A 21151-nucleotide genomic window follows, 5' to 3' on the forward strand; every position below is an offset into this window, starting at 1 on the left:
ATCAGTTTTTTTCCAGTAACTCGATGATTTGGTTAGCAACAACTTTCGCGCTTTGCTCATCGGTACGGATAGTGACATCAGCAATTTCCTCATACAGAGGATTACGTTCGTCCGCTAAATTTTCTAAAACTTCACGTGCTGGTGCATCAACTTGAAGTAAAGGACGTTTTTTATCGCGCTGGGTGCGTGCTAGCTGTTTTTCAATGGTGGTTTCCAGGTAGACTACGACACCACGGGCAGACAGACGATTTCGGGTTTCTCTGGATTTTACAGAGCCTCCACCAGTCGCCAGTACAATGCCTTGTTTTTCAGTGAGTTCGTTAATCACTTTTTCTTCGCGTTCGCGGAAGCCTTCTTCGCCTTCCACATCGAATACCCAGCCCACGTCAGCTCCGGTACGTCGCTCAATTTCTTGATCGGAGTCGTAAAACTCCATATTGAGTTGCTGAGCTAACTGACGACCAATAGTGCTTTTGCCGGCACCCATAGGCCCAACCAGAAAGATATTACGTTTCTCTGCCATGTTTTTGGTATTACTAAGACTATTCGTTAATGATAACCCGCCCCGCTAATCAAATCAGCAGCGGGACCTAAACTGAAACCTCATGAGCGGTAATGTGAGATCAGATGATAAAATTATCTCAGTTCACCAGCCAGTTTTGCAACTATATAAATCAATGATGAGCTTCCTGTAGCAGAAGCCCTAGTTTTATTGGCTTATTATTGTGATGTTAACCCGACCGCTCAATTAGCTAACCCTTGTATGCTAAATCGGACTCAGCGTCAAATCTATAAACAAGGTTAGCTGAAAAAATCTGCGCATGATCATACTGAATAGTCGTTTTTTTTATTTTCAACTCATTGATATAACGATTTTATTCTATTTTTTGGTTAAATATCCATCAGTTGAGGCGTGATAAATATTACTAGCTCACGACGGCTGTGTTTATGACCTTTCTGGTTAAATAATGAACCAAGCAGAGGGATGTCTGATAAATAGGGTACTTTCTGAGTTTTCTCACCTTTTTTTTGTTGGAAAATCCCACCGAGGATGAGTGTTTCGCCATTTTTCACGGTAACTTGAGTCATTATTTCCTGTTTATCGATGGTCAGATTCTCACCTCCTCCCTGACTTATTGAGATTCCTGGCATATTTTGACTAATTTTTAGAGAGAGTCTGATTTTGTCTTTTCTGAGTATATGGGGGGTGACTTCCATTCCCAGTACAGCTTCTTTAAATTGCACGGTACTTTTCTCTTTTTCCTGACTAACATAGGGAATATCCGAGCCTTGCTTAATGCTGGCTAACTGTTGATGTGAGGCTGTCAGTCTTGGGCTAGCGATGATATCCAGTTGATTTTCTTGTTCTAGGGCGCTGAGTTCTAGTTCCAGCAAGCTGGTGTGAATACGGGCAATATTGAGCGCAAATCGATGCATATTGTCATTGGCTGCTTGGTTGATATTGAGGCGATTTATACCTGTTGATGTATTAAGTTGTTCTCCTATCGGCATTCCCCAATAAATTCCCAGTTCATGTAGTGCTTCTCTGCTACTGGTCACGATATGTGCAGTAATCTGTACCTGCTGCTGTGGAGTATCTATTTCTTTCAGCCAACTTTTTATCTGCGCGATTGCGATAGGAGTATCCTGTAAAATTAGGCTGTTAGTTTCAGGATCAAAATCAGCTTTACCCTCTTTTGTCATGAGTGCGGGTATATTTTGTCTGAGATTAAGGGCAATTCTTTCTGCATCTGCATATTGTAATGCTGTTGCAAGGTACTGAATTTCAGTCTCATAGACTGACTGAGTAATTAGCTCAATAGGTTGTTCTTCTGCCTCTGTTATGGGGGGAGCAAAAGGATTTCTTATCTCTGCAACACAAATAACGGGCAGAAAAATGATAAATAGAATAAATTTCTTAGTCATAAAGTTCCTCATGTGAGGTTTCTGACAAGGTCATTTTGACATTTAGAGACTCGCCTGACGGCGAAACAGAAAATTGTTTGATTAACAGCGGTGGATATACCGCTTGTAATGCCCCAAGAAAGTCCAACATTTGTTCGTAGTTTAAATAAATCACTATTTGCCAGAGCGTTTTTTCTCCTTCTTTTTTACGCTGCCATTCAAGAACTTGCCCACCAGAATTCATCAATGGTTGTTGTAATTGTTTTACTGCGGAAATTTTCACGGTATTTTGTGATGGCTTACTCAGTTCATTTCCTATTTGGTTTATGTGTTGTTGTATATCTTCCAATAGAGGTAACTGATTTAGCCGATCATTAGTTGATTTTGTATTAATTTCCTGGGCTGCTATTTTCTGTGTCAGGCTTATTTCCTGTTCAGTTCTCTCTTGCCAGAAGAAAAAATAAAATAGAATTAGAAATGGGGTAATGATCGTTTGCTGCCAAATAAAGAGTAGCCAGGCTGGTTTGGCAAACCACCATAAATAATCACTTTTTATCATTGGGTATCTCCACCGGCCAGTTAGCGTCAATAGTAAACTGCCTGATTTGTTGCTCGGTTGTGGTCATTTTTTTTAGTTGTATTTCAGAAAGTTGTTCGTTGTTTTCAAGATTATCCAGTAGAGATGTCATACTGGAATAATCCAGACTATTAGCGACGAGTTTCAATTGACCTGCATGGTCATCGAAAGCTGTCAGCCAACTCCCTTCCGGAAGTAAATCCGGTAGTTGATTAAATAATTTCAAATGCTGCTGATTCTGTTTCAGCCGTGTTTGTTGTTGCTTTAATTTATAGGCCAGCTTGTTGTGAAGATTGAACGCCTCTTCTGTCTGAGTTATCTGTTGTTGCAAATGTAATTGCTGCTGGTTGAGTTGTTGCAGTTGCCTTTGATGCTGATTAATCGTTTCCTGTTGTTTAAAAGAGATCCAAATAAATACGATTAGCCACAACACCAATTGCAGTAAGAGAAGAACAACCCACCAGCGACAGCGATGTTTCAGCCGGGTTTGTCGCCAGGGTAGAAAATTAACTTGATACATCATTTATCATCCGGTCTGAGTGCTAAACCACCGGCTATCACATACTCCATTAGTTGAATTGGAAGCGGGGGATGATAGTGACGGAATGCTGCCAGCATGTCCCAGGAGCAGGTTCCTTCAGGTAAAGCTTCCTGCTGGAAGCTGCTGTAATAAATATTTTTTTCAGTAATGGATGAAGCCGGTAATTGGCTAATAACCTGTTGTGGAGAGACAACAGTATTTGCTGATACCAAATCATAGGCAAAAGGTGCATTGGCAGGAGATACCCATAACCAACCGGATTGTTGCCTATGTAACAACCAACTATTAATTGGAACGCCAGAATATTGCGCCATATAGCGTAGTGCACAGGGAGCAATGTCAATGGCATCTGGGCATATTCCTGCTTGTGCAAGACATTGTAGCCAGAGTTCTAGATCTTTCTGGCGAGCTGCGCTGATATAGGCATTTTGCTCAATAATACGATAATCCAATGTCAATTCACGGGTGTTAAAGGGAAATTGTTTTTCGGCACTGGCATTGATAAACCAACCTTGTTCCGGTTCTTTAAGACTAATATCTGAAGGTAAAATCAGATTCCGCTGCAACGTTTGCTGTACAGGTAAGGCGAGTCTGAAACTGATTTTTTTAGGTAATTTTTGCCGCCATTGATTTAAAATATCACGTAGTATTTCAGGTCGTTGTAAACGACCTTCTGGCATAACCACATCAGGTAAAAGATATTGCCAGCAATGGCGAAGCTGCCAACCATCACGGCGTTTTATGGCTGCGACGGCACGAATGATTCCATTTTGTATGTCCAGTCCGACATACCACTTTGGTGAGTACATATTGGTGATCTCCGTATCAGTAATTTTAATAAAAGACCATATTCAAGGTGCTGTGTAACCTTTATACTACGCGCCGATTGTTTATAAACCACCCAACTAACGTGGCATGGGAAATTTCAGGTGAAGTTCGTAAAGTATTTTCTAATCTTTGTTGTGTGTTGCATTTTTCTGGGAACGGTCTCGATTTTTGGTATGTACAAATATATCGAGCCTCAGTTACCTGATGTGGCGACATTAAAAGATGTTCGACTACAAACACCAATGCAGGTGTTCAGTGCGGATGGTGAGCTTATTGCTCAGTATGGTGAAAAGCGCCGTATGCCTCTTACGTTGTCCGAAATTCCACCGATTATGGTGAAAGCATTCATTGCAACGGAGGACAGTCGTTTCTATGAACACCACGGCGTTGACCCGGTAGGGATTATCCGGGCTGCATCTGTAGCACTGAGTTCAGGACGTGCTTCGCAAGGGGCAAGTACTATTACTCAGCAACTGGCGAGAAATTTCTTTCTCAGCCCTGAAAAGACGTTGACGCGTAAAATCAAGGAAGTTTTTCTCGCTATCAGGATTGAGCAGTTACTGAATAAAGATGAGATCCTCGAACTCTATCTTAATAAAATTTATCTTGGTTACCGGGCTTATGGTGTCGGAGCTGCGGCTCAAGTTTATTTTGGTAAGAATGTCAATGAGTTGACTCTGAGCGAAATAGCCATGATTGCCGGTTTGCCAAAAGCACCTTCTACTTTTAACCCGCTTTATTCTTATGATCGGGCAATTAACCGCCGGAATGTGGTTTTGAGTCGTATGCTCGATCAGGGTTACATTACTCAGCAGCAATATAATCAAGCCAGAGGTGAAAAGCTGGTGGCTAATTACCATGCTCCTCAAATTGCTTTTTCTGCTCCATATTTGTCTGAGATGGTGCGCCAGGAGATGATTGAACGTTATGGTGAGAATGCTTATACAGACGGTTATAAAGTTTATACCACCATTACCCGTAAACTTCAGTTGGCAGCCGTAGAGGCGGCTCGTAATAACATCATTGATTATGATGTCCGTCATGGTTACCGTGAGGAGCAGGAGGTTTTGTGGAAAGTAGGTGAACCTGCCTGGTCTCAGGAGCAGATCCTTAAGAAGCTCAAGACACTGCCAAATTATGACCCGCTAATGCCGGCAGTGGTAATCAGAGCAGGTGCTGATCAGGCAACAGTGATATTGGCTGATGGCAGCAATGTCGAATTACCAATGGCTGGTGTTCGCTGGGCCAGAAAATTCAGATCTGATAGTGCGCAGGGTGCAGTTCCTCGTAGTGTGAATGAAGTGGTTCAGGCGGGTGAGCAGGTTTGGGTGCGGAAAGTAAAAGATATCTGGTGGTTGGCACAAATACCGGAAGTTAATGTTGCTCTGGTTTCTATTGATCCTAATGATGGTGCAGTGAAGGCGTTGGTGGGTGGGTTTGATTTCAGCTTGAGTAAATTTAATCGAGTCACCCAATCATTACGTCAGATTGGTTCCAATATTAAACCGTTTCTTTATGCGGCAGCGATGGATAAAGGGCTGACACTGGCTTCTTTGCTCAATGACCTGCCAATCAGCCGCTGGGATGCGGGAGCGGGTACCGATTGGCGCCCGAAAAACTCACCACCAACTTACGCCGGGCCAATTCGTTTGCGTCAAGGGTTAGGGCAATCGAAGAATGTTGTGATGGTTCGCGCAATGCGTGCAATGGGAGTTGATTATGCCGCGGACTACCTACAACGATTTGGCTTCCCAGGGAAAAATATTGTTCGTACAGAATCTCTCGCGTTGGGCGCTCCATCGTTTACACCAATGCAGGTGGTACGTGGATATTCGGTGATGTCTAATGGAGGTTATCTGATTGATCCCTACTTCATTACTAAGATCGAAAATGAAGATGGAGATATTCTATTTGAAGCCAGACCTAAGATTGCATGTCCGCAATGCGATATTCCAGTGATTTATGGTGATACTGCACGTTCAATCGAACTTTCTGAAAACTCGATTGAAAATGTAGCTCAATCTCATGTTAGCCAACAGGAGATATTGCCGTTACCTGAATTGGAAAAAGCGCCGGTAATTGATGGTAATGAAAATGAGCAAAAATATGCTCCTCATGTTATCAGTACTCCTCTGGCATTTTTGATCCATGATGCCCTGAATACCAATATTTTTGGCGAACCGGGTTGGACTGGTACGGGTTGGCGTGCCTCGCGTGATCTGAAACGTCGTGATATTGGTGGCAAAACCGGTACAACTAACAGTTCAAAGGATGCTTGGTTCTCAGGTTATGGGCCGGATATTGTGACAACCGTCTGGATTGGTTTTGATGACCACCGTAGAAGCCTTGGCCGTACTGCCGCCAGTGGTGGTGAAGCGGGCGCGAAGAGTGCACAGCCAATTTGGGATGACTTTATGAAAGTGGCACTGGAGGGGGTTCCTGAAAAAGAAATAGCACTTCCTCCAGGTATCGTTTCTGTCGTGATAGATCGTAAGACAGGGAAACTTGCTAGCGGAGGTGGGGATACTCGCAGTGAATACTTCATTGACGGAACTCAGCCTACAGAAAGTGCGGTACAGGAAGTTGGCACAACCTTGATTGAAGATGGTGAAAGCCAGGAATTGTTCTGATAATAAGACAGGCACAACTGGGAAAGATCTGTTGTGCCTGTTAACTTCAGCGATGCTGTAAGTATTTTTGTGCCAGAAACAGGGCACTAACATTGCGTGCTTCGTTGAAGTCAGCGTGATCCAGTAATGACATCATATCTGCTATTGGCCAGCGTATTTGTGGCAATGGTTCAGGTTCATCTCCTTCCAGATTTTCTGGGTAGAGATTCTCAGCAATAACAATGTTCATTTTATTAGAAAAATAGGAGGGGGCCATGGTGAGTTTGGCTAATTGTTCTATTCTCTGCGCACCAAAACCGACTTCTTCTTTCAATTCACGGTTAGCTGCTTCAAAGATACTTTCACCAGGGTCGATAGCACCTTTAGGAAAACCTAATTCGTATTGTTCAATACCTACTGCATACTCACGAATAAGTAACAATTCGTCTCCAAGGACTGGGATTATCAGAACAGCTTCCCGATTGGCTGGACGCATCCGTTCATAAACGCGTTTTACACCGTTACTGAATTCGAGATCTACTGATTGAATATGGAATAAACGTGAATGGGCAATATTCTCTATGTTCAAGATTTTAGGGTTTTTCGGGTCATTCATAATTGCCCCTGATGGTATTAATATTGGTTGAGTTGAGTATCTATGCATCGTTACATCATGAATTGTTTTGTTAACCTTAGATTTCATGGCGAAATTAGAGACACTCCATAGCTTGACTAAATATGGCCGATTATTTTAATAAATGATAGTGATTATCGCTTGTCATTTCTGTTGCTGCTATCTTTAATCCTCATAGGGAATAGAGTTATGTTATAAATAGTTCAGGGTGTGATTATATAACTTGTTGTAAAGTAGATTAAAAAATGGGAATGGTCTGATTCAGAACTTAACGTGTGGTTGTTATTCTGCAAACAGTAATATTGTCATGGATGTGGGGGAGAAATGAGCGTAACGGTCATTATATTGGCTATCTTGATCATTAGCCTGATTATAATGGCTTCCTTTCTGATTTTCAGATGGAAGCTGCATGATAATGTCCGTTATCTGCCTTCTGTTGCTGAGCCAACCTGTCGTAAATTTAATGCTGATGAATATCAGGCTATTGAATGTTATCTGAATCGTGTATTACCTCCGGTTATGACTGATCGTATCAATAAAACATGGCCAGTCCAGGTAGGCAAAAATGACACGATTTATACTATCTGTAATTCCATTACCCGGTTTGCTATTGCTACAGATGAACCACATAGCTGGCGTTATTATATTGATATGGCAGAAGTTCATTTGCCGTTTTTCTTTGAGCCTTTTATCAAACAGCAGAATATTATTGACGTAGTTCATACTGCGACAATACCGCTTGTCATTTCGATTAATGGTCATTTTTTAAAAGATTTTCAGCGAGATTTCCTTTCAGCTCTGGTCGTTTCAGATGTGCCTCATCAACAGGCATCGATCCAGAAAAATGGTGATACCAGCGTAAGATTACAGAACATCCGCAAAGAGACGCCGGAAGAATACCGGTTGAATCACTCATCGGGTGTTTGGGAAGGGGGATTTTTGTGTGTCGGATTTTTTATTTGGCTCCTTGCTTTGTTTTCACCTGCATTATTTTTGCCTTGGCTGATATTGATTGCAGGCAGTTTAATGGCTGTTAGCTTCTGGTTGTTATTCTGCCCATTCTCGGTACGTCGGCGTCAGGATATTCATTGTTTTACCGGCATACCAAAACGATGGGGATTATTTGGAGAGTTTGAACAAGGACAAATGAGTAATATTTCTCTTGGTGGGATTGATTTGATTTATCCACCTCACTGGGAACCTTATGTTATTCACAATCTTGATCAAAAAACCAATATTGATATTTACACTAATGGTCAGGTAGTCAGGCAAGGGCATTATCTTTCTCTGCATGATGAAGAGAAGAATTATCCTTATCACCGTTATGGAAAAAATCTGATGATGATTGGTAGCAGCTTGCTTATTATGTTACTGCTCTATTTTTATCAGCCAATTAGTGCCCCAATGAAGTTGAGTTTTGCCTGGTTGCATGGGAGCAGTACAAAGGTTGTCACCAATGCTAATGTGATGGAAGGGATGGAATTGCGAGTCGGGGATGTCTTGAAAGCAAAAGGAGTTGGTATGTGTTATGTGTCGCCGAATAATATGAATGGCAAAGGAGACGCTCATTTTTCTCCATTCGATTGCTCAGGAATATATTGGAATAGCGCTAACCCACCGCCAATGCCAAAATCAGAAATTATAGAAGATGCGGCTAAACTCATTGCAACCGTTAATAAGCAACTGCGCTTACAGGAAAACAGTGATGTAATTAATCCAAGCCTTGCTCAGGAAATTTCCAAATCTGGTATGATTTTGTTGGATAATTTCTCTGATATCATATTGAAAACTAAAAATTTATGTGGGAAAGACGCAGACTGTTTTCGATTGAAGAATGCTTTGGTTAACCTTGGCAGTGCCAATGATTGGGCAACTTTGTTAAAAGATGCAGAAAGTGGCAAGTTTGATGATACCCACGTTTTATTGCGTCCAGCAGGGGCTGAAGCTTTGGGAAAGCTAGTTGATGCTACTACATCGTCCTTTATCTATCGGGAAATAGACAAAGCAGCAATGTTGCTTAATAGCCCTTCTCCGGGAGGGGTTCTGCTGATCAGTGATGAAGGCAAACAGTTGGTTGAAAATATGATGCCGTTAATCATTTCTTATGATCATAATGCGTTGGAACAGTGGCGTGATTTACAGCGGTTATCAGAAATGTTGTTGCAAACGCCTTTTGAGACAACGGGAATTATCACGGAATTATCTGAGGATACTAGTGGAACCCGTCGGATTGTGTTGCACAGTGTGCTGGATTCTATGACACTTGCTCGTTGTATTAGTACAACCCTTTTACTCCTGGCCCTTTTTGTTACTTTGATCATTAATCTTGTATTCGTTGTTAAGAAAAATCGGCAAAACAAGCAACGCTTCAGCAAAATCAGGCAGTATTACGATAACTGTTTCAATATGACTTCCCCGCCTACGCGTTAGCGATAATCAGCAATGGTGTGTTACGCTCTGTTTTTTTACCAGCGCTGATATTGGGAGATAAAGATGAAGGATAATTCAGACTCCGATCAAGCTGTCCGTCTGGATAAATGGCTGTGGGCTGCCCGCTTTTATAAAACGCGGGCTGTTGCACGGGAAATGATAGATGGTGGTAAAGTTCATTATAATGGTCAAAGAAGTAAACCGAGTAAATTAGTTGAACTGAGGGCTGAGATTAAACTACGTCAGGGTAATGATGAACGTATTGTTGAAGTTCTTGCATTAAGCAGCTCTCGGCGCAGTGCGCCAGAAGCTCAGTTACTTTACCAAGAAACTGAAGCAAGTATTGCTAACCGGGAGAAAATGGTAATAGCTCGTAAAATGAATGCATTAACTATGCCTCATCCTGATCGTCGGCCAGATAAAAAAGAAAGGCGCACGCTGATTAAGTTTAAGAACACTAAATTGAGTGAGCCGGAATAACTTGCTCATAAAGATGAGAGATATTTATGTCTAAACAAGACCAATTACACCGCTTTTTATTTGAGAATTATTCTGTACGTGGTGAGCTGGTTTTAGCCAGTGAAACTTACCAGCATATCCTGGAAGATCATGATTACCCGCAGCCAGTACAACAATTATTGGGAGAATTGTTAGTAGCAACCAGTTTATTAACTGCGACACTGAAATTTGATGGAGATATTACTGTTCAGATTCAGGGAGATGGGCCGGTGAAACTGGCCGTAATTAATGGTAATCACCAGCAACAGATGCGTGGTGTTGCTCGTATTGATGGATTAATTGCTGAAAACAGCGGCCTGAAGCAGATGGTTGGGACAGGTTATATGGTAATTACGATTACCCCAACGCATGGTGAGCGTTATCAAGGTGTGGTTGCTTTAGAAGGTGAAACTCTGGCGGACTGTCTGGATGATTATTTTAGACAGTCTGAACAGTTACCAACCCGTCTGTTTATCCGTACCGGTATTCAGGATGGAAATATCGCGGCTGCGGGTATGTTATTACAGGTTCTGCCGACGGCGGAACAGGATAATACAGAAGCATTTGATCATCTGGTGCAACTTACTGCCACCATTAAAGGTGGAGAACTCTTCTCATTGGAAGTTAAAGAGATTCTGCATCGTCTTTATCATGAAGAAGATGTGACATTATATGAGCCGCAATCGGTTGAATTTCGTTGCACTTGTTCCCGTCAACGTTGTGCTGACACGTTAGTGACACTTTCTGACGAAGATATTCATCATATTTTGCAGAAAGATGGCAACATTAACATGGAGTGTGAGTACTGTGGTACACACTATATTTTTGATGCTGATGATATCACTGAAATTAGGTCGGAAAAAAAGGGTCAATAGCACTAATCTGTTTTATCTTTTAGGGCGCGGGTTCGCGCCTTTCTACCAATATCCATAATATTCAAAGTCTTCCTTTCGTGCATTCCGCCTCAAATTAACCTTAAAAAAATGATAGGTTTTCAATTTTTTGATAACAATCGCTGTTAATTAATCGTAATTATTTATTATTGCTCACAGAAAAAGTGTGACTACCCAGGAGCCAGGAGCAATAACATGAGTGTTAAAGGCATTACCCCGCAGGAACTCGCGGGCTACGGAATCCATGATGTTAGCGAAGTTGTTTATAATCCAAGTTATGAGCTGTTATTTTCAGAAGAAACTGAACCTTCACTTGAAGGCTACGAGAGTGGCACTCTGACCAACCTGGGGGCTGTAGCTGTCGATACGGGGATCTTCACTGGTCGTTCTCCCAAAGATAAGTATATTGTTCGTGATGATGTAACCCGTGATACCGTATGGTGGTCTGACCAAGGAAAAGGCAAGAATGATAACAAGCCATTACATCAGGAAACATGGACACATCTGAAAGGGCTGGTCACTAAACAACTTTCAGGCAAACGTTTGTTTATTGTCGATGTTTTCTGTGGGGCGAATGCAGATACACGCCTGAAAGTCCGCTTTATTACCGAAGTTGCGTGGCAGGCTCACTTTGTTAAAAACATGTTTATCCGTCCGTCAGATGAAGAACTGGCTGGATTCAAACCTGATTTTATTGTGATGAACGGTGCAAAATGCACTAACCCACAATGGAAAGAGCAGGGTTTGAACTCTGAAAACTTCGTTGCATTCAACCTGACAGAGCGTATGCAACTGATCGGGGGTACCTGGTACGGTGGCGAAATGAAAAAAGGGATGTTCTCAATGATGAACTACCTGTTGCCATTGAAAGGGATTGCTTCAATGCACTGTTCTGCCAATGTTGGAGAACAGGGGGATGTTGCTGTCTTCTTCGGCTTGTCCGGTACAGGTAAAACCACACTTTCTACTGATCCAAAACGTAAACTGATTGGTGACGATGAACACGGTTGGGATGATGACGGTGTATTTAACTTTGAAGGTGGTTGTTACGCAAAAACTATCAATCTGTCCGAAGAAGCGGAACCGGATATCTACAATGCGATTAAACGTGATGCGTTGCTGGAAAATGTTACTGTACTGGCAGATGGTACCGTTGATTTCAATGATGGTTCAAAAACCGAAAACACGCGTGTTTCTTATCCTATCCATCATATTGAAAACATTGTTAAGCCAATTTCCAAAGCGGGACATGCTACCAAGGTGATCTTTCTGACGGCTGACGCATTTGGTGTGTTGCCTCCGGTATCCCGACTGACACCAGAGCAGACTCAATATCACTTCTTATCTGGCTTCACGGCAAAACTGGCCGGTACAGAACGTGGTGTGACTGAACCAACGCCAACATTCTCCGCATGTTTCGGTGCTGCATTTTTGACTCTGCATCCGACTCAATACGCAGAGGTATTAGTAAAACGTATGCAGGCCGCAGGTGCCAAAGCTTATTTGGTAAACACTGGCTGGAATGGGACGGGGAAACGAATCTCTATTAAAGATACCCGTGGGATTATTGATGCCATTTTGAGTGGTGATATTGAGGAAGCCGATACTATCGAATTACCGATCTTCGAGCTGGCAGTTCCTACTGCATTGCCTGGTGTTGATACCAATATTCTTGATCCACGTAATACTTATGCAGATAAATCTCAGTGGGAAGAGAAGGCGAAAGACTTAGCACACCGTTTTGTCGACAACTTTGATAAATACACGGATACCCCAGCAGGGGAAGCTTTGGTAAAAGCAGGCCCTAAACTGTAGTTGTAAATTTTTTAAACCTCATCTGTATGGGTGAGGTCAGACTGCTGACAAACCTCGTTTAAAAGAACGGGGTTTGTTTTTTCATGATGAAAAATGTTGTGGCCATTTTCCTCATTAGCTCCATGGGATCGCCCACCGATGCGCCATTTTTGTCCTTGCCGTACCATATACCTCCTGTGTCCAGCAATAAAAATAACAAAACGTGGCGACTCGCAACGCTATCTTCTTGATATTTTGGGCTGTTACCGGTCAGTCCGAGGCGCAGAAACCAACGGTAAGCCACATTAACCTGAATTTCCTGTACCAGACGGCGTTCACTGGGAATACCAAATAAATAGCCCAGTAACATCATCTTAATCAGCATGACCGGATCGATGGCTGGCCGGCCATTATTGTGGCAATACAACGGGGCGACTAATTCGCGGATAAATTCGAAATCAAGGGCGGCATCAACTTGACGTACCAGATGGTTTTTGGAGACCCGCTCGTCAAGCGAGTGGGTTTCTGGCGGGAAAGTTTGGGGCGGCGGTGTTCTTAACATGGCGGCAAGCTCCGTCTTGTGAACGGAACTTAATTAAAACAAAGTGCCGTATAAAAAACCAGCACTTTGTCAATAATCTAACCACCTCTTAAAGAGGTGGTTAGAAATAACAATAAAATAGAATTTTTTCGTTGAGAGCCGTTGGGAATTCACATATACACAAACTAAATTTAACAATCTCAATGATACATAAAGGTGTTATAAATAACTTTTCAAAATAGTAGATCACTTGGAGGGAACTCAGTCCAATTTTTGCGATCTGATCAATTGCAAAAAATCCCAAACCACTAAACGGACTGAGTTATGCCTATCATAGCACTGATACCCCGCAATGAACGACGCCTGATGAAAAAAATTATCCAAACCACCCGAGATAAAAATTATGCCCGCAGACTCATGGCCATGTTAATGCTACATCGCGGCGAGTCTGTTTCACAAGTCGCCAGAACCCTTTGTGCCGGGCGTTCTTCCGTCAATCGCTGGATAAATGGGTTTACTTTATATGGTCTGGAAGGCTTGAAAAGCCTGCCTGCGGGCAGACCCGCTGTCTGGAATTTAATCCCACTTTATCCTTTGCTGTCTTTTTTATTACAACATTCTCCCCAACAATTGGGTTGCTTGCGTTCTCGTTGGAGTCTTGAACTTTTTATAATGAAAATCAATGCATTATTAAATATAAAATTATCCATCAGCACCTTCTATCGTTACTTACGTAAAATGGGTATCGTTTGGCGAAGAGCAGCTCCGACGCTTAAATTACCCGATCCCGAATACCCTGAAAAAATGGCGAAAATTATTGAGGCATTGTCAACGTGCTCGGAAAAACATCCGGTCTTTTATGAAGATGAAGTTGATATCGAGTTAAATCCAAAAATCGGAGCTGACGGGTATTTAAAAGGGCAGCAGAAACGTATAGTGACACTAGGAAAAAACCAAAAACATTACCTTGCGGGTTGTCTGAATGTTCAAACAGGGAAAATCACTTATGTTGGCGGGTTAAATAAGAATTCTCGATTATTTATCAATGTATTGGAAGAACTTGATCGCCAATATTGTCACGTTGAAACCCTCACGTTAATTTTGGATAATTATAGTATTCACAAAAGCCGGATGGTCAGTGATTGGCTGACTCGTCATTCTAAATTTAACCTATTGTTTTTACCTGTTTATTCCCCCGAGCTGAATAAAATTGAGCGCCTGTGGCAATCCCTGCATGAAACGGTGACACGAAATCATTGCTGCCAGTATATGTGGCAGTTGCTCGAAAAAGTGAAAACATTTTTGAATTCATTCTCCTACCGGGCTCACAGAGAATAAAAAGAAAGGGTGTATCATAATTATGAAAAGTTATTTAGATGAGGATTCAGCAGAAAAAGAGCTTTTTCATTGTATCAAACAAGTAAATTGGCCTAACTTCCCTATCGAATTTTCTGATCCAAATTATCGTTTCACTGGAAATGAAAATAAAACGGAGGCATTATCATTATTCCTTGAAAAGATTAAAAATGTAGATTCCAATTATGTTAGGGACTTTTTAGAGTTTGATTTTTCCCAAGAACAATTTTATAATGAATCCTTTGATATGTTCTTTTCTCATTAATTATTGCTGGATATTTTTATAGTTGAGAAATTATGAATTTCGTAGAAAAAATTAGCTATTCATCCGATAAAAATAACTCTTTACTTTGTATCGGAATAGATCCTATAAACGATAAATTACCCGAACATTATAGAAACTCCAAAGATGGATATTATGAATTTAGTAAGAAAATAATTGATTCTACTCATGATTTAGTATGTGCATATAAGCCACAGATTGCTCATTTTTCATCTGCTGGTAAAGAACATGAACTCGAAAAAATCATCAATTATATAAAAACTACTTATCCTGATATCCCTATTATCCTTGATGCAAAACGTGGTGATATTGGCAGTACTGCAGAACAATATGCAAAGGAAAGTTTCGAAAGGTATAATGCTGATGCTGTTACAATTAACCCTTATCTTGGTTTCGATTCCTTAAAACCATTTTTAGATTATAAAGACAAAGGCATTATATTGCTGTGTCGGACATCAAACCCCGGCGCAGTAAATATCCAAGATTTACTTGTTGATGGTGAACCATTATATAAGAAAGTTGCATCTTTGATAGTTAATGAATGGAATTATAATAATAACTGTCTTGCTGTAGTAGGCGCAACCTGGCCGACTCAGATGAAGGAAATTAGAGAAATAGCAAAAAATATTGTTTTCCTAGTTCCTGGAGTTGGCGCACAAGGTGGATCAATTAAAGACTTGGTAATCAACGGAAAAAATGAAGATGGAAAAGGATTAATAATAAGTAGTTCTCGTTCAATTATTTATACTTCACAGAATGAATTCGATTTTGCAGACAAAGCAAGGCAGACAGCTAAAGAAATTAGGGATAATATCAATCTGTATAGGTAAATAACCTCAGCTCTGCTTAAGAAGGGCTAGGTCAGAGCCTCGTAAATTTAAGCTCGGTTTTTTGGGTTGAAAAGTGTAAGCAATTAATCCTGACACAACCTCCAATAAAAAACCGAGCAGACTACGGTGCCTTGAATGCTCTATCTGAGAAATATTTCTTAATTGATCGACCACCGGTTGAGTAGACTGCAGGAACTTCCCCCGCAGTCTCTTGCAGAACGGTACGTGAGCCTCTCGACTCATACCGCTCTGTAGTGGTTTAATATTCCTGGACACATCAAAAGCCTGTTAATGTGACAACAGTCAATTGAGGTGTAGTCTATGAACAATCATCAAACTAAACGTCGCTTCTCCTCGGAATTCAAGTTGGAGGCGATTACACAAGTTATTACACACCGGCAGTGTGTGCCTGATGTGGCCCGGGCTCTCGAACTTGACCCCAGCACCTTGCGCAAGTGGATAAAACAATATCAGGCCGAACTGAACGGGATTACCCCTTCCGGTATCGCGCTGACGCCTGAACAACAGCGCATTAAAGCGCTGGAAGCCCAAGTCAGGCGCCTAGAAATGGAGAAAGCCATTTTAAAGCAGGCAGCCGTGTTGATGAGCGAGATACCCGGCAAGTTTACGCTTTAATCACATGGCTAAGTCGGCGTTGGCCGGTCACTGACCTTTGTCGTCTCTTGAATGTTTCCCGTAGTGCTTATTATGCCGGGAGCCGGAAAGTGATTGATGATAACCGACTGAAAATTAAGGTGCGGCTCAGGGAACTGCATTCGGCCAGCCGTGGGGCGGCGGGGAGTCGCACGTTAATGCACCAATTGAGAAAAGCCGGTATTCCGGCAGGTTGCTGGAAGGTGAGTCGTCTGATGAAAGAGTTCGGTCTGATAAGTCGCCAACCGGGGGGACATCGTTATCGGATTTGCCCTGAGGAATCAGTGGCGTCACCGAACCGAGATTTATCCCCGGGGAACCGAACACCCTTTGGTGCGGGGATATCAGCTATACAGAATGGCGTTGGCATCGCGGATCGTTTCATCCCGAATATAATTACTGTCAGTCCAGGCCAGACGGTCACGTTTTAGTGCGGCAACATCGTTGCGAATGAAGGGCTACAGCCCGCTGTTACAGGCTTCTGCCATCAGCATTGCACATATATACTGATATTCAGATCAGAGACCCGTGAGCCCTGTTCTGAGGCATGGGTGAAGGCACTGGTAAACTGTGTTCGGGCATCAATTTCAAGTATGAGTTCTGGCAAATCTACGCGTGGCAGCATATCCGCCACCTGCTGGCGTAGCTTGATAAGTGACGGCGTATCTTCAATTGCGTCCAGGGGACTCAGGATCAGTTCTATTTTTTCACCTGGCCCGTAAATCTTATGGCCGGGTTTTCAGGAAGTCGATTCAACATTTCACGATAAGTCGTGTCCAGTTCTGCTGTTATTGCTGACAATGTTGCTGTCGGCGTTGATGACAGTCCCAGAGAACGGCAGATAACAGGGAGTAAAGCTTCCCACTCACTCCCTTCGATAAGTCCTGTTCGTGGATCAGCGTAACGCCAGCTGGGGGTCACATAGATATCTCTTTTTTCAGTGTAGTCTGAAGTTCTTTCAGGGCACAAAACGTATAAGCATGAAAATCAATACTGCCATCATTTCTTATAACATGCTGTTGCCACGGTTTGTTAATTATTTCACGGAGCACATCGTTATCTATTTTTTTCTTTTTAAGGTTGTTTTCAATCCAGTAAAGTGCATCAATCAGTGTTTCGGCTGAAGCATTACCTTCAAAATGAATTTTTGAAAGCAATTCAGGTAAAAAGCGACGAATCGTACGGAATTTAGCATCCAACTCATTGAAATAAACATTATTAGCAGGGCGAATGAGCGAGGTTACATTATTTACGGCATTCGCCAGTACATCTTCAGGGATCAGATTATATATTTTATCCCGAACATCCTCGTCAGGTAATTTATTATCAAGAAGCATCTTACAGGCTTTTGCCAGTATCTCCGCAGCTCTATCCAGATCTTTAATTGTTCGTTGCCGATTCTTTTTATCTGCCTGAACTGCACCATTAAACAAATCACGGAGCAATGCTTCCGGTAATTTAAGCACATCATCCTGTGCAGTAGTTTCGCACAGCAAGGGTTGGGAGGGTGTTAGGGAACAAATCGGGGCTTTGGTCAAAGAACCCCTAATTGAGAAGAGAGAGCATAAAAGCTTAAAAATCTAACCTTAGGATTCAAATATTTTGAATGAATAATGATCGCACTGATACAATAAAAAAAAGCCAGCACCCGGCTGGCTAAAGTAAACACTGGAAGCAATGTGAGCAATGTCGTGCCTTCATATGTACCCTGAAGGTGGTTCATCTGAAAGCGATACGAATGATAATAATTATCACTATCGATTGTAAAGCGTTTTTTCTGATCAAATAGGAAATAATTATAGGGTATTTAATTAATTATTTGATAATAAAGGTATTTTTTAGAGTGAGACTTGATAATTTATTGAACGAGAATCATTTCATATAGCCTATTCACTAAATAGCGATCTAATTACCTTCAATTACTTAGCGGAAATCTCTATAAATACTCGCTTTTTCCCTATGCCAATGTTTTATCTTAGGTCAAAAAATGTGTAGGTAAAATGAACAAGATTAACCCAAGCACTGGAATCTGATAGCCATTTCCTTTATATATTCTGATTACGTCTTTAACGTCATGAAAGATATCCTTTCAGGTAATCATATGTGGCATTTTTTTGCGTGGATTGTATTAACTGTCTTGACCGCTTGGGGAATGATTAATCATTCATTAAATCAAAATTATCAACAACAAACAGTTTCATTTAATATTCTTTATCGAGAATTGAGCGAAAAGCTTGCACAGCATGATGCCATTGTTTCGCTCATGGATGCTAATATTGGATTGAAGCAGTTACAGGAAAATTTTCCGCAAGTTGTCGGATTACAAGAGATTCCTGTGCATGTATTAATTTTCCCTATGATCAGTGAAGCGGAAGAGGGAAGATATTGGCTTAATAATACACGCAATAGTATCCGATTATTGATTGATCTTAATATTCTGATGAAAAATTTGTCATTATTGTCACAATTTCGAACGGTAAAATTAGATTGGAATAACCGTCCATTAATTAGATATGGGTTGGAAGAAGGGCGGCATTTTTGGCATTGGGAGAAAAAGCTGACTAGTCGTTTTCAGCCTTTTGTGCTCAAAGCGAGTAATGATCAACAGTGGTCTAAACTGCCATGGGGTTATATTACTTGTCTCAGTTTTTTATGGGCAGTAATTATCTGTTTTATCTTTTTAATTCAGAAAAATAGAAGACTGAGAAAGGCTTCTGATTTACGAGCACATTTCTTTGAGTTCACTCGCCTGAATACGATAGATGAAGTGGCAACAGGGATCGTTCATGAATTAAACCAGCCTTTGACAGCGATTATGAGTTATAACCAGAGTGCACTGCGACTAATGAAAAATCAGCAATATGATAAAGTTATTGCAATATTGGACTCATCAGTTTTGCAAACTCAACGTATCGCGAATTTATTAACGCAATATCATGATAAACTGAAAACCGGTAGCTCTATTTTACAGCCTGTGAATATTCTATCGATATTAGGTAGAGTTGAAATATTGCTAGAAAATGAAATCAAAGCAGGGGAAATAAAAATCATAAAGCAGATTTGTGATGATCTACCAATGATATTCTCTGAGCCGTTGTGGATTGAGCAGATATTTCACAATTTAATAAGCAATGCAATTCAGGCACAGCAAGAGCAAAGTCAGGTAGAACACAAAAATTGGATCTGTATTGATATCATTTATGCTGATGAAATGATAAAAATTGTGATAACAGATGGTGGTCCTGGATTAAGTGATGAAGCGTTGAGGAATGTATTTATTCCATTTTTTACCACACGTCAGCAGGGCATGGGATTGGGAATGACTTTAACGGAGACGTTAGTTCAGAAACTTGGTGGTGATATTAGCGCTGAAAATTGTGAGGCAGGCGGTGCTCGTTTTATTATTTTGTTACCAGCTAATAAAGGCAAGGAGGAATAATGACGGCAATGATTTATCTTATTGATGATGATGAAGCGATCTGTGATTCATTATCTATTTTATTGGAAACCATGAATTGGTCAGTAATTTCATTTTCTGGTGCTCAAGAATTTCTTAATGTAATTAATAAGGCAAATATCTCAGAGCTTCAGGGATGTATCTTATTGGATATTCGTATGCCGGGAAAACCTGGCTTGGCATTGCAGGATGATCTTCTGAAACTCAACAATACATTGCCAATAATTATTATGACAGGGCATGGAAATATTGATATCTGTCGCCGTGCTTTTAAAAATGGGGCTTTTGAATTTCTCACTAAACCTATTGATGCAGACTTATTGATTGAAACAGTTTCAGATGCATTATTATTTCATCAGAAAATATTTAATCAATGTCAAATATATAAGCAGCTGAAATCTAAATTTAGCCAGTGATCTGAGCGTGAAAGTGAGGTAATGGAAATTATTCTGGAAGGGAAAACCAGTAAACAAATTGCTCAACAATTGGCATTATCACCACGTACAATAGAAGTTCATCGTGCCAATATATTTCATAAATTAGATATACATTCTTTACCACAATTAGTAAAAGAGTATGAGCTGTTTAAATCATTATCTTATGACTAAGTATTTCTACTAAGTCTGATAAGTAATCAACCGAATAGATATAGCCTATAAACCTCATTAAGTTAGAGAAGAATAATTTATCAATTTAATGAGGTTTACCTATGAAACATTCTCTTTTTTACACTATTTTAGCAACGGGTTTATTCGCACAAACAGCTTTTGCTACATCAACAATTACCGAGCGTAATATTACCCTTGAGGTGGCAAATAAATTAGCTGCTGAGGCAATTCAATCCTGTAAATCGAATAATTATCACGTGACGGTTTCTGTTGTTGATAAAAGCGGGGTTTTAAAAGCGGTTCAGCGTATGGATAAAGCCGGGTTGCATACTGTTGAGGCGAGTAAAATGAAAGCTTATACTGCGTTATCTACCCAGAGAACGTCAGAGGACGTAATGAAAACTGCACAATCAAATCTTGGCGCTCAATATTTAGGGGATATTCCCGGTTTTCTACTGTTAGCTGGTGGTGTTCCGGTTAAATCTGATGATGAAGTGATTGGTGCTATTGGTATTGGTGGCGCACCAAGTGGTTCCTTAGATCAACAATGTGCTTTTGATGCAATTCAAAAGGTTTCATCAGAGTTTTAACGATGCAATCTGAATTGATTATCTCTTGTATATGATTAAAATATTTAAGCATTATTCTGGATAAATTTAATAGAGAATGTCGTAAGGCATTCTCTATTAATGTTAGGTGCGAAACAGTATTTA

General features: G+C 40.9%; 21 protein-coding genes and 3 pseudogenes. 13 read left to right on the forward strand and 11 right to left on the reverse strand.

All coding sequences use genetic code 11. From position 1 onward, the window contains the following. Nucleotide 1: 1 nt before the first annotated feature. From aroK to pilM, 5 genes are all read right to left on the reverse strand, one after another. Nucleotides 2–523: a shikimate kinase AroK gene (gene aroK, locus C5469_RS14865; RefSeq protein ID WP_012776266.1), complete on the reverse strand. Its 522-nt coding sequence runs from the start codon at nucleotides 521–523 to the stop codon at nucleotides 2–4. 368 nt (nucleotides 524–891) lie between these two features. Next, the gene (pilQ, locus tag C5469_RS14870) at nucleotides 892–1926 is read right to left on the reverse strand and encodes a type IV pilus secretin PilQ (protein WP_166308154.1); all 1035 of its coding nucleotides are present in this window, start codon (nucleotides 1924–1926) and stop codon (nucleotides 892–894) included. After that, nucleotides 1919–2464 (reverse strand): hypothetical protein, encoded by a 546-nt coding sequence (locus tag C5469_RS14875; protein ID WP_166308156.1) that lies wholly within the window; start codon nucleotides 2462–2464, stop codon nucleotides 1919–1921. The genes pilQ and C5469_RS14875 overlap by 8 nt, the downstream gene beginning before the upstream one ends. Then, nucleotides 2451–3005: a PilN domain-containing protein gene (locus tag C5469_RS14880; protein ID WP_166308158.1), complete on the reverse strand. Its 555-nt coding sequence runs from the start codon at nucleotides 3003–3005 to the stop codon at nucleotides 2451–2453. The genes C5469_RS14875 and C5469_RS14880 overlap by 14 nt, the downstream gene beginning before the upstream one ends. Next, nucleotides 3002–3832: a pilus assembly protein PilM gene (pilM, locus tag C5469_RS14885; RefSeq protein ID WP_166308160.1), complete on the reverse strand. Its 831-nt coding sequence runs from the start codon at nucleotides 3830–3832 to the stop codon at nucleotides 3002–3004. The genes C5469_RS14880 and pilM overlap by 4 nt, the downstream gene beginning before the upstream one ends. 120 nt (nucleotides 3833–3952) lie before the next feature. On the opposite strand from pilM, the gene mrcA reads away from it, so the two are divergent. Further along, a complete protein-coding gene (gene mrcA, locus C5469_RS14890) occupies nucleotides 3953–6481 on the forward strand; it encodes a peptidoglycan glycosyltransferase/peptidoglycan DD-transpeptidase MrcA (protein ID WP_166308162.1) in 2529 nt (842 codons plus the stop codon). 46 nt (nucleotides 6482–6527) lie between these two features. Here mrcA and nudE read toward each other — a convergent pair whose 3' ends face one another. Beyond that, nucleotides 6528–7076 (reverse strand): ADP compounds hydrolase NudE, encoded by a 549-nt coding sequence (nudE, locus tag C5469_RS14895; RefSeq protein WP_166308164.1) that lies wholly within the window; start codon nucleotides 7074–7076, stop codon nucleotides 6528–6530. Nucleotides 7077–7418: 342 nt separating this feature from the next. Here nudE and C5469_RS14900 point away from each other — a divergent pair, with 342 nt between their 5' ends. The 4 genes from C5469_RS14900 to pckA all read left to right on the forward strand — a co-directional run bounded on the left by C5469_RS14900 (nucleotide 7419) and on the right by pckA (nucleotide 12730). Then, nucleotides 7419–9524: an IgaA/UmoB family intracellular growth attenuator gene (locus tag C5469_RS14900; protein WP_166308166.1), complete on the forward strand. Its 2106-nt coding sequence runs from the start codon at nucleotides 7419–7421 to the stop codon at nucleotides 9522–9524. A gap of 63 nt (nucleotides 9525–9587) precedes the next feature. Beyond that, nucleotides 9588–10004, forward strand: a complete 417-nt coding sequence (gene hslR, locus C5469_RS14905) for a ribosome-associated heat shock protein Hsp15 (RefSeq protein WP_166308168.1) — start codon at nucleotides 9588–9590, stop codon at nucleotides 10002–10004. Nucleotides 10005–10030: 26 nt separating this feature from the next. Then, nucleotides 10031–10897 carry an Hsp33 family molecular chaperone HslO gene (gene hslO, locus C5469_RS14910; protein WP_166308170.1) on the forward strand — a complete coding sequence of 289 codons (867 nt, stop codon included), beginning with the start codon at nucleotides 10031–10033 and terminating at the stop codon, nucleotides 10895–10897. Nucleotides 10898–11110: 213 nt separating this feature from the next. Next, complete coding sequence (gene pckA / locus C5469_RS14915; protein ID WP_166308172.1) at nucleotides 11111–12730, forward strand: phosphoenolpyruvate carboxykinase (ATP); 1620 nt, start codon at nucleotides 11111–11113, stop codon at nucleotides 12728–12730. A 235-nt stretch (nucleotides 12731–12965) separates the two neighbouring features. Here the strand turns inward: pckA and C5469_RS14920 are convergent. Next, a pseudogene (locus C5469_RS14920) lies at nucleotides 12966–13271 on the reverse strand (transposase); the annotation flags it as partial. A 303-nt stretch (nucleotides 13272–13574) separates the two neighbouring features. On the opposite strand from C5469_RS14920, the gene C5469_RS14925 reads away from it, so the two are divergent. The 3 genes from C5469_RS14925 to pyrF are packed head-to-tail and all read left to right on the forward strand — an operon-like array spanning nucleotide 13575 to nucleotide 15719. Further along, on the forward strand, nucleotides 13575–14588 hold the full coding sequence (locus C5469_RS14925) for an IS630 family transposase (RefSeq protein ID WP_166308174.1): 1014 nt from the start codon (nucleotides 13575–13577) through the stop codon (nucleotides 14586–14588). 22 nt (nucleotides 14589–14610) lie between these two features. Further along, nucleotides 14611–14871, forward strand: a complete 261-nt coding sequence (locus C5469_RS14930; protein ID WP_166308176.1) for a hypothetical protein — start codon at nucleotides 14611–14613, stop codon at nucleotides 14869–14871. A gap of 32 nt (nucleotides 14872–14903) precedes the next feature. Continuing rightward, nucleotides 14904–15719: an orotidine-5'-phosphate decarboxylase gene (gene pyrF, locus C5469_RS14935; protein WP_166308179.1), complete on the forward strand. Its 816-nt coding sequence runs from the start codon at nucleotides 14904–14906 to the stop codon at nucleotides 15717–15719. 6 nt (nucleotides 15720–15725) lie between these two features. Here the strand turns inward: pyrF and C5469_RS23665 are convergent. Next, nucleotides 15726–15884 (reverse strand): annotated as a pseudogene (locus C5469_RS23665) (IS982 family transposase); the annotation flags it as partial. A 156-nt stretch (nucleotides 15885–16040) separates the two neighbouring features. Here C5469_RS23665 and C5469_RS14940 point away from each other — a divergent pair. Beyond that, nucleotides 16041–16355, forward strand: coding sequence for a transposase (locus tag C5469_RS14940; protein WP_166308182.1), 315 nt, complete (start codon nucleotides 16041–16043; stop codon nucleotides 16353–16355). 89 nt (nucleotides 16356–16444) lie between these two features. Beyond that, on the forward strand, nucleotides 16445–16804 hold the full coding sequence (locus tag C5469_RS14945; protein WP_166308185.1) for an IS3 family transposase: 360 nt from the start codon (nucleotides 16445–16447) through the stop codon (nucleotides 16802–16804). A gap of 56 nt (nucleotides 16805–16860) precedes the next feature. Here the strand turns inward: C5469_RS14945 and C5469_RS14950 are convergent, their stop codons facing one another. The 3 genes from C5469_RS14950 to C5469_RS14960 form a co-directional block, all read right to left on the reverse strand. After that, nucleotides 16861–16998 (reverse strand): transposase, encoded by a 138-nt coding sequence (locus C5469_RS14950; RefSeq protein WP_166308188.1) that lies wholly within the window; start codon nucleotides 16996–16998, stop codon nucleotides 16861–16863. Between the two features lie 74 nt (nucleotides 16999–17072). Then, nucleotides 17073–17294 (reverse strand): hypothetical protein, encoded by a 222-nt coding sequence (locus tag C5469_RS14955; RefSeq protein ID WP_166308191.1) that lies wholly within the window; start codon nucleotides 17292–17294, stop codon nucleotides 17073–17075. Next, nucleotides 17291–17911: a hypothetical protein gene (locus C5469_RS14960; protein ID WP_166308194.1), complete on the reverse strand. Its 621-nt coding sequence runs from the start codon at nucleotides 17909–17911 to the stop codon at nucleotides 17291–17293. The genes C5469_RS14955 and C5469_RS14960 overlap by 4 nt, the downstream gene beginning before the upstream one ends. A gap of 563 nt (nucleotides 17912–18474) precedes the next feature. Here C5469_RS14960 and C5469_RS14965 point away from each other — a divergent pair. From C5469_RS14965 to C5469_RS14975, 3 genes and pseudogenes are all read left to right on the forward strand, one after another. Continuing rightward, nucleotides 18475–19812 carry a sensor histidine kinase gene (locus C5469_RS14965; RefSeq protein WP_242689483.1) on the forward strand — a complete coding sequence of 446 codons (1338 nt, stop codon included), beginning with the start codon at nucleotides 18475–18477 and terminating at the stop codon, nucleotides 19810–19812. Then, nucleotides 19812–20438: pseudogene (locus C5469_RS14970) on the forward strand (response regulator transcription factor). Before C5469_RS14965 ends, C5469_RS14970 begins: the two are co-directional and overlap by 1 nt. Nucleotides 20439–20539: 101 nt before the next feature. Continuing rightward, a complete protein-coding gene (locus C5469_RS14975; RefSeq protein ID WP_166308200.1) occupies nucleotides 20540–21028 on the forward strand; it encodes a GlcG/HbpS family heme-binding protein in 489 nt (162 codons plus the stop codon). Nucleotides 21029–21151: the final 123 nt, after the last annotated feature.

It is taken from the genome of Photorhabdus cinerea (assembly GCF_011189575.1).
In the GTDB taxonomy this organism is placed as follows: domain Bacteria; phylum Pseudomonadota; class Gammaproteobacteria; order Enterobacterales; family Enterobacteriaceae; genus Photorhabdus; species Photorhabdus cinerea.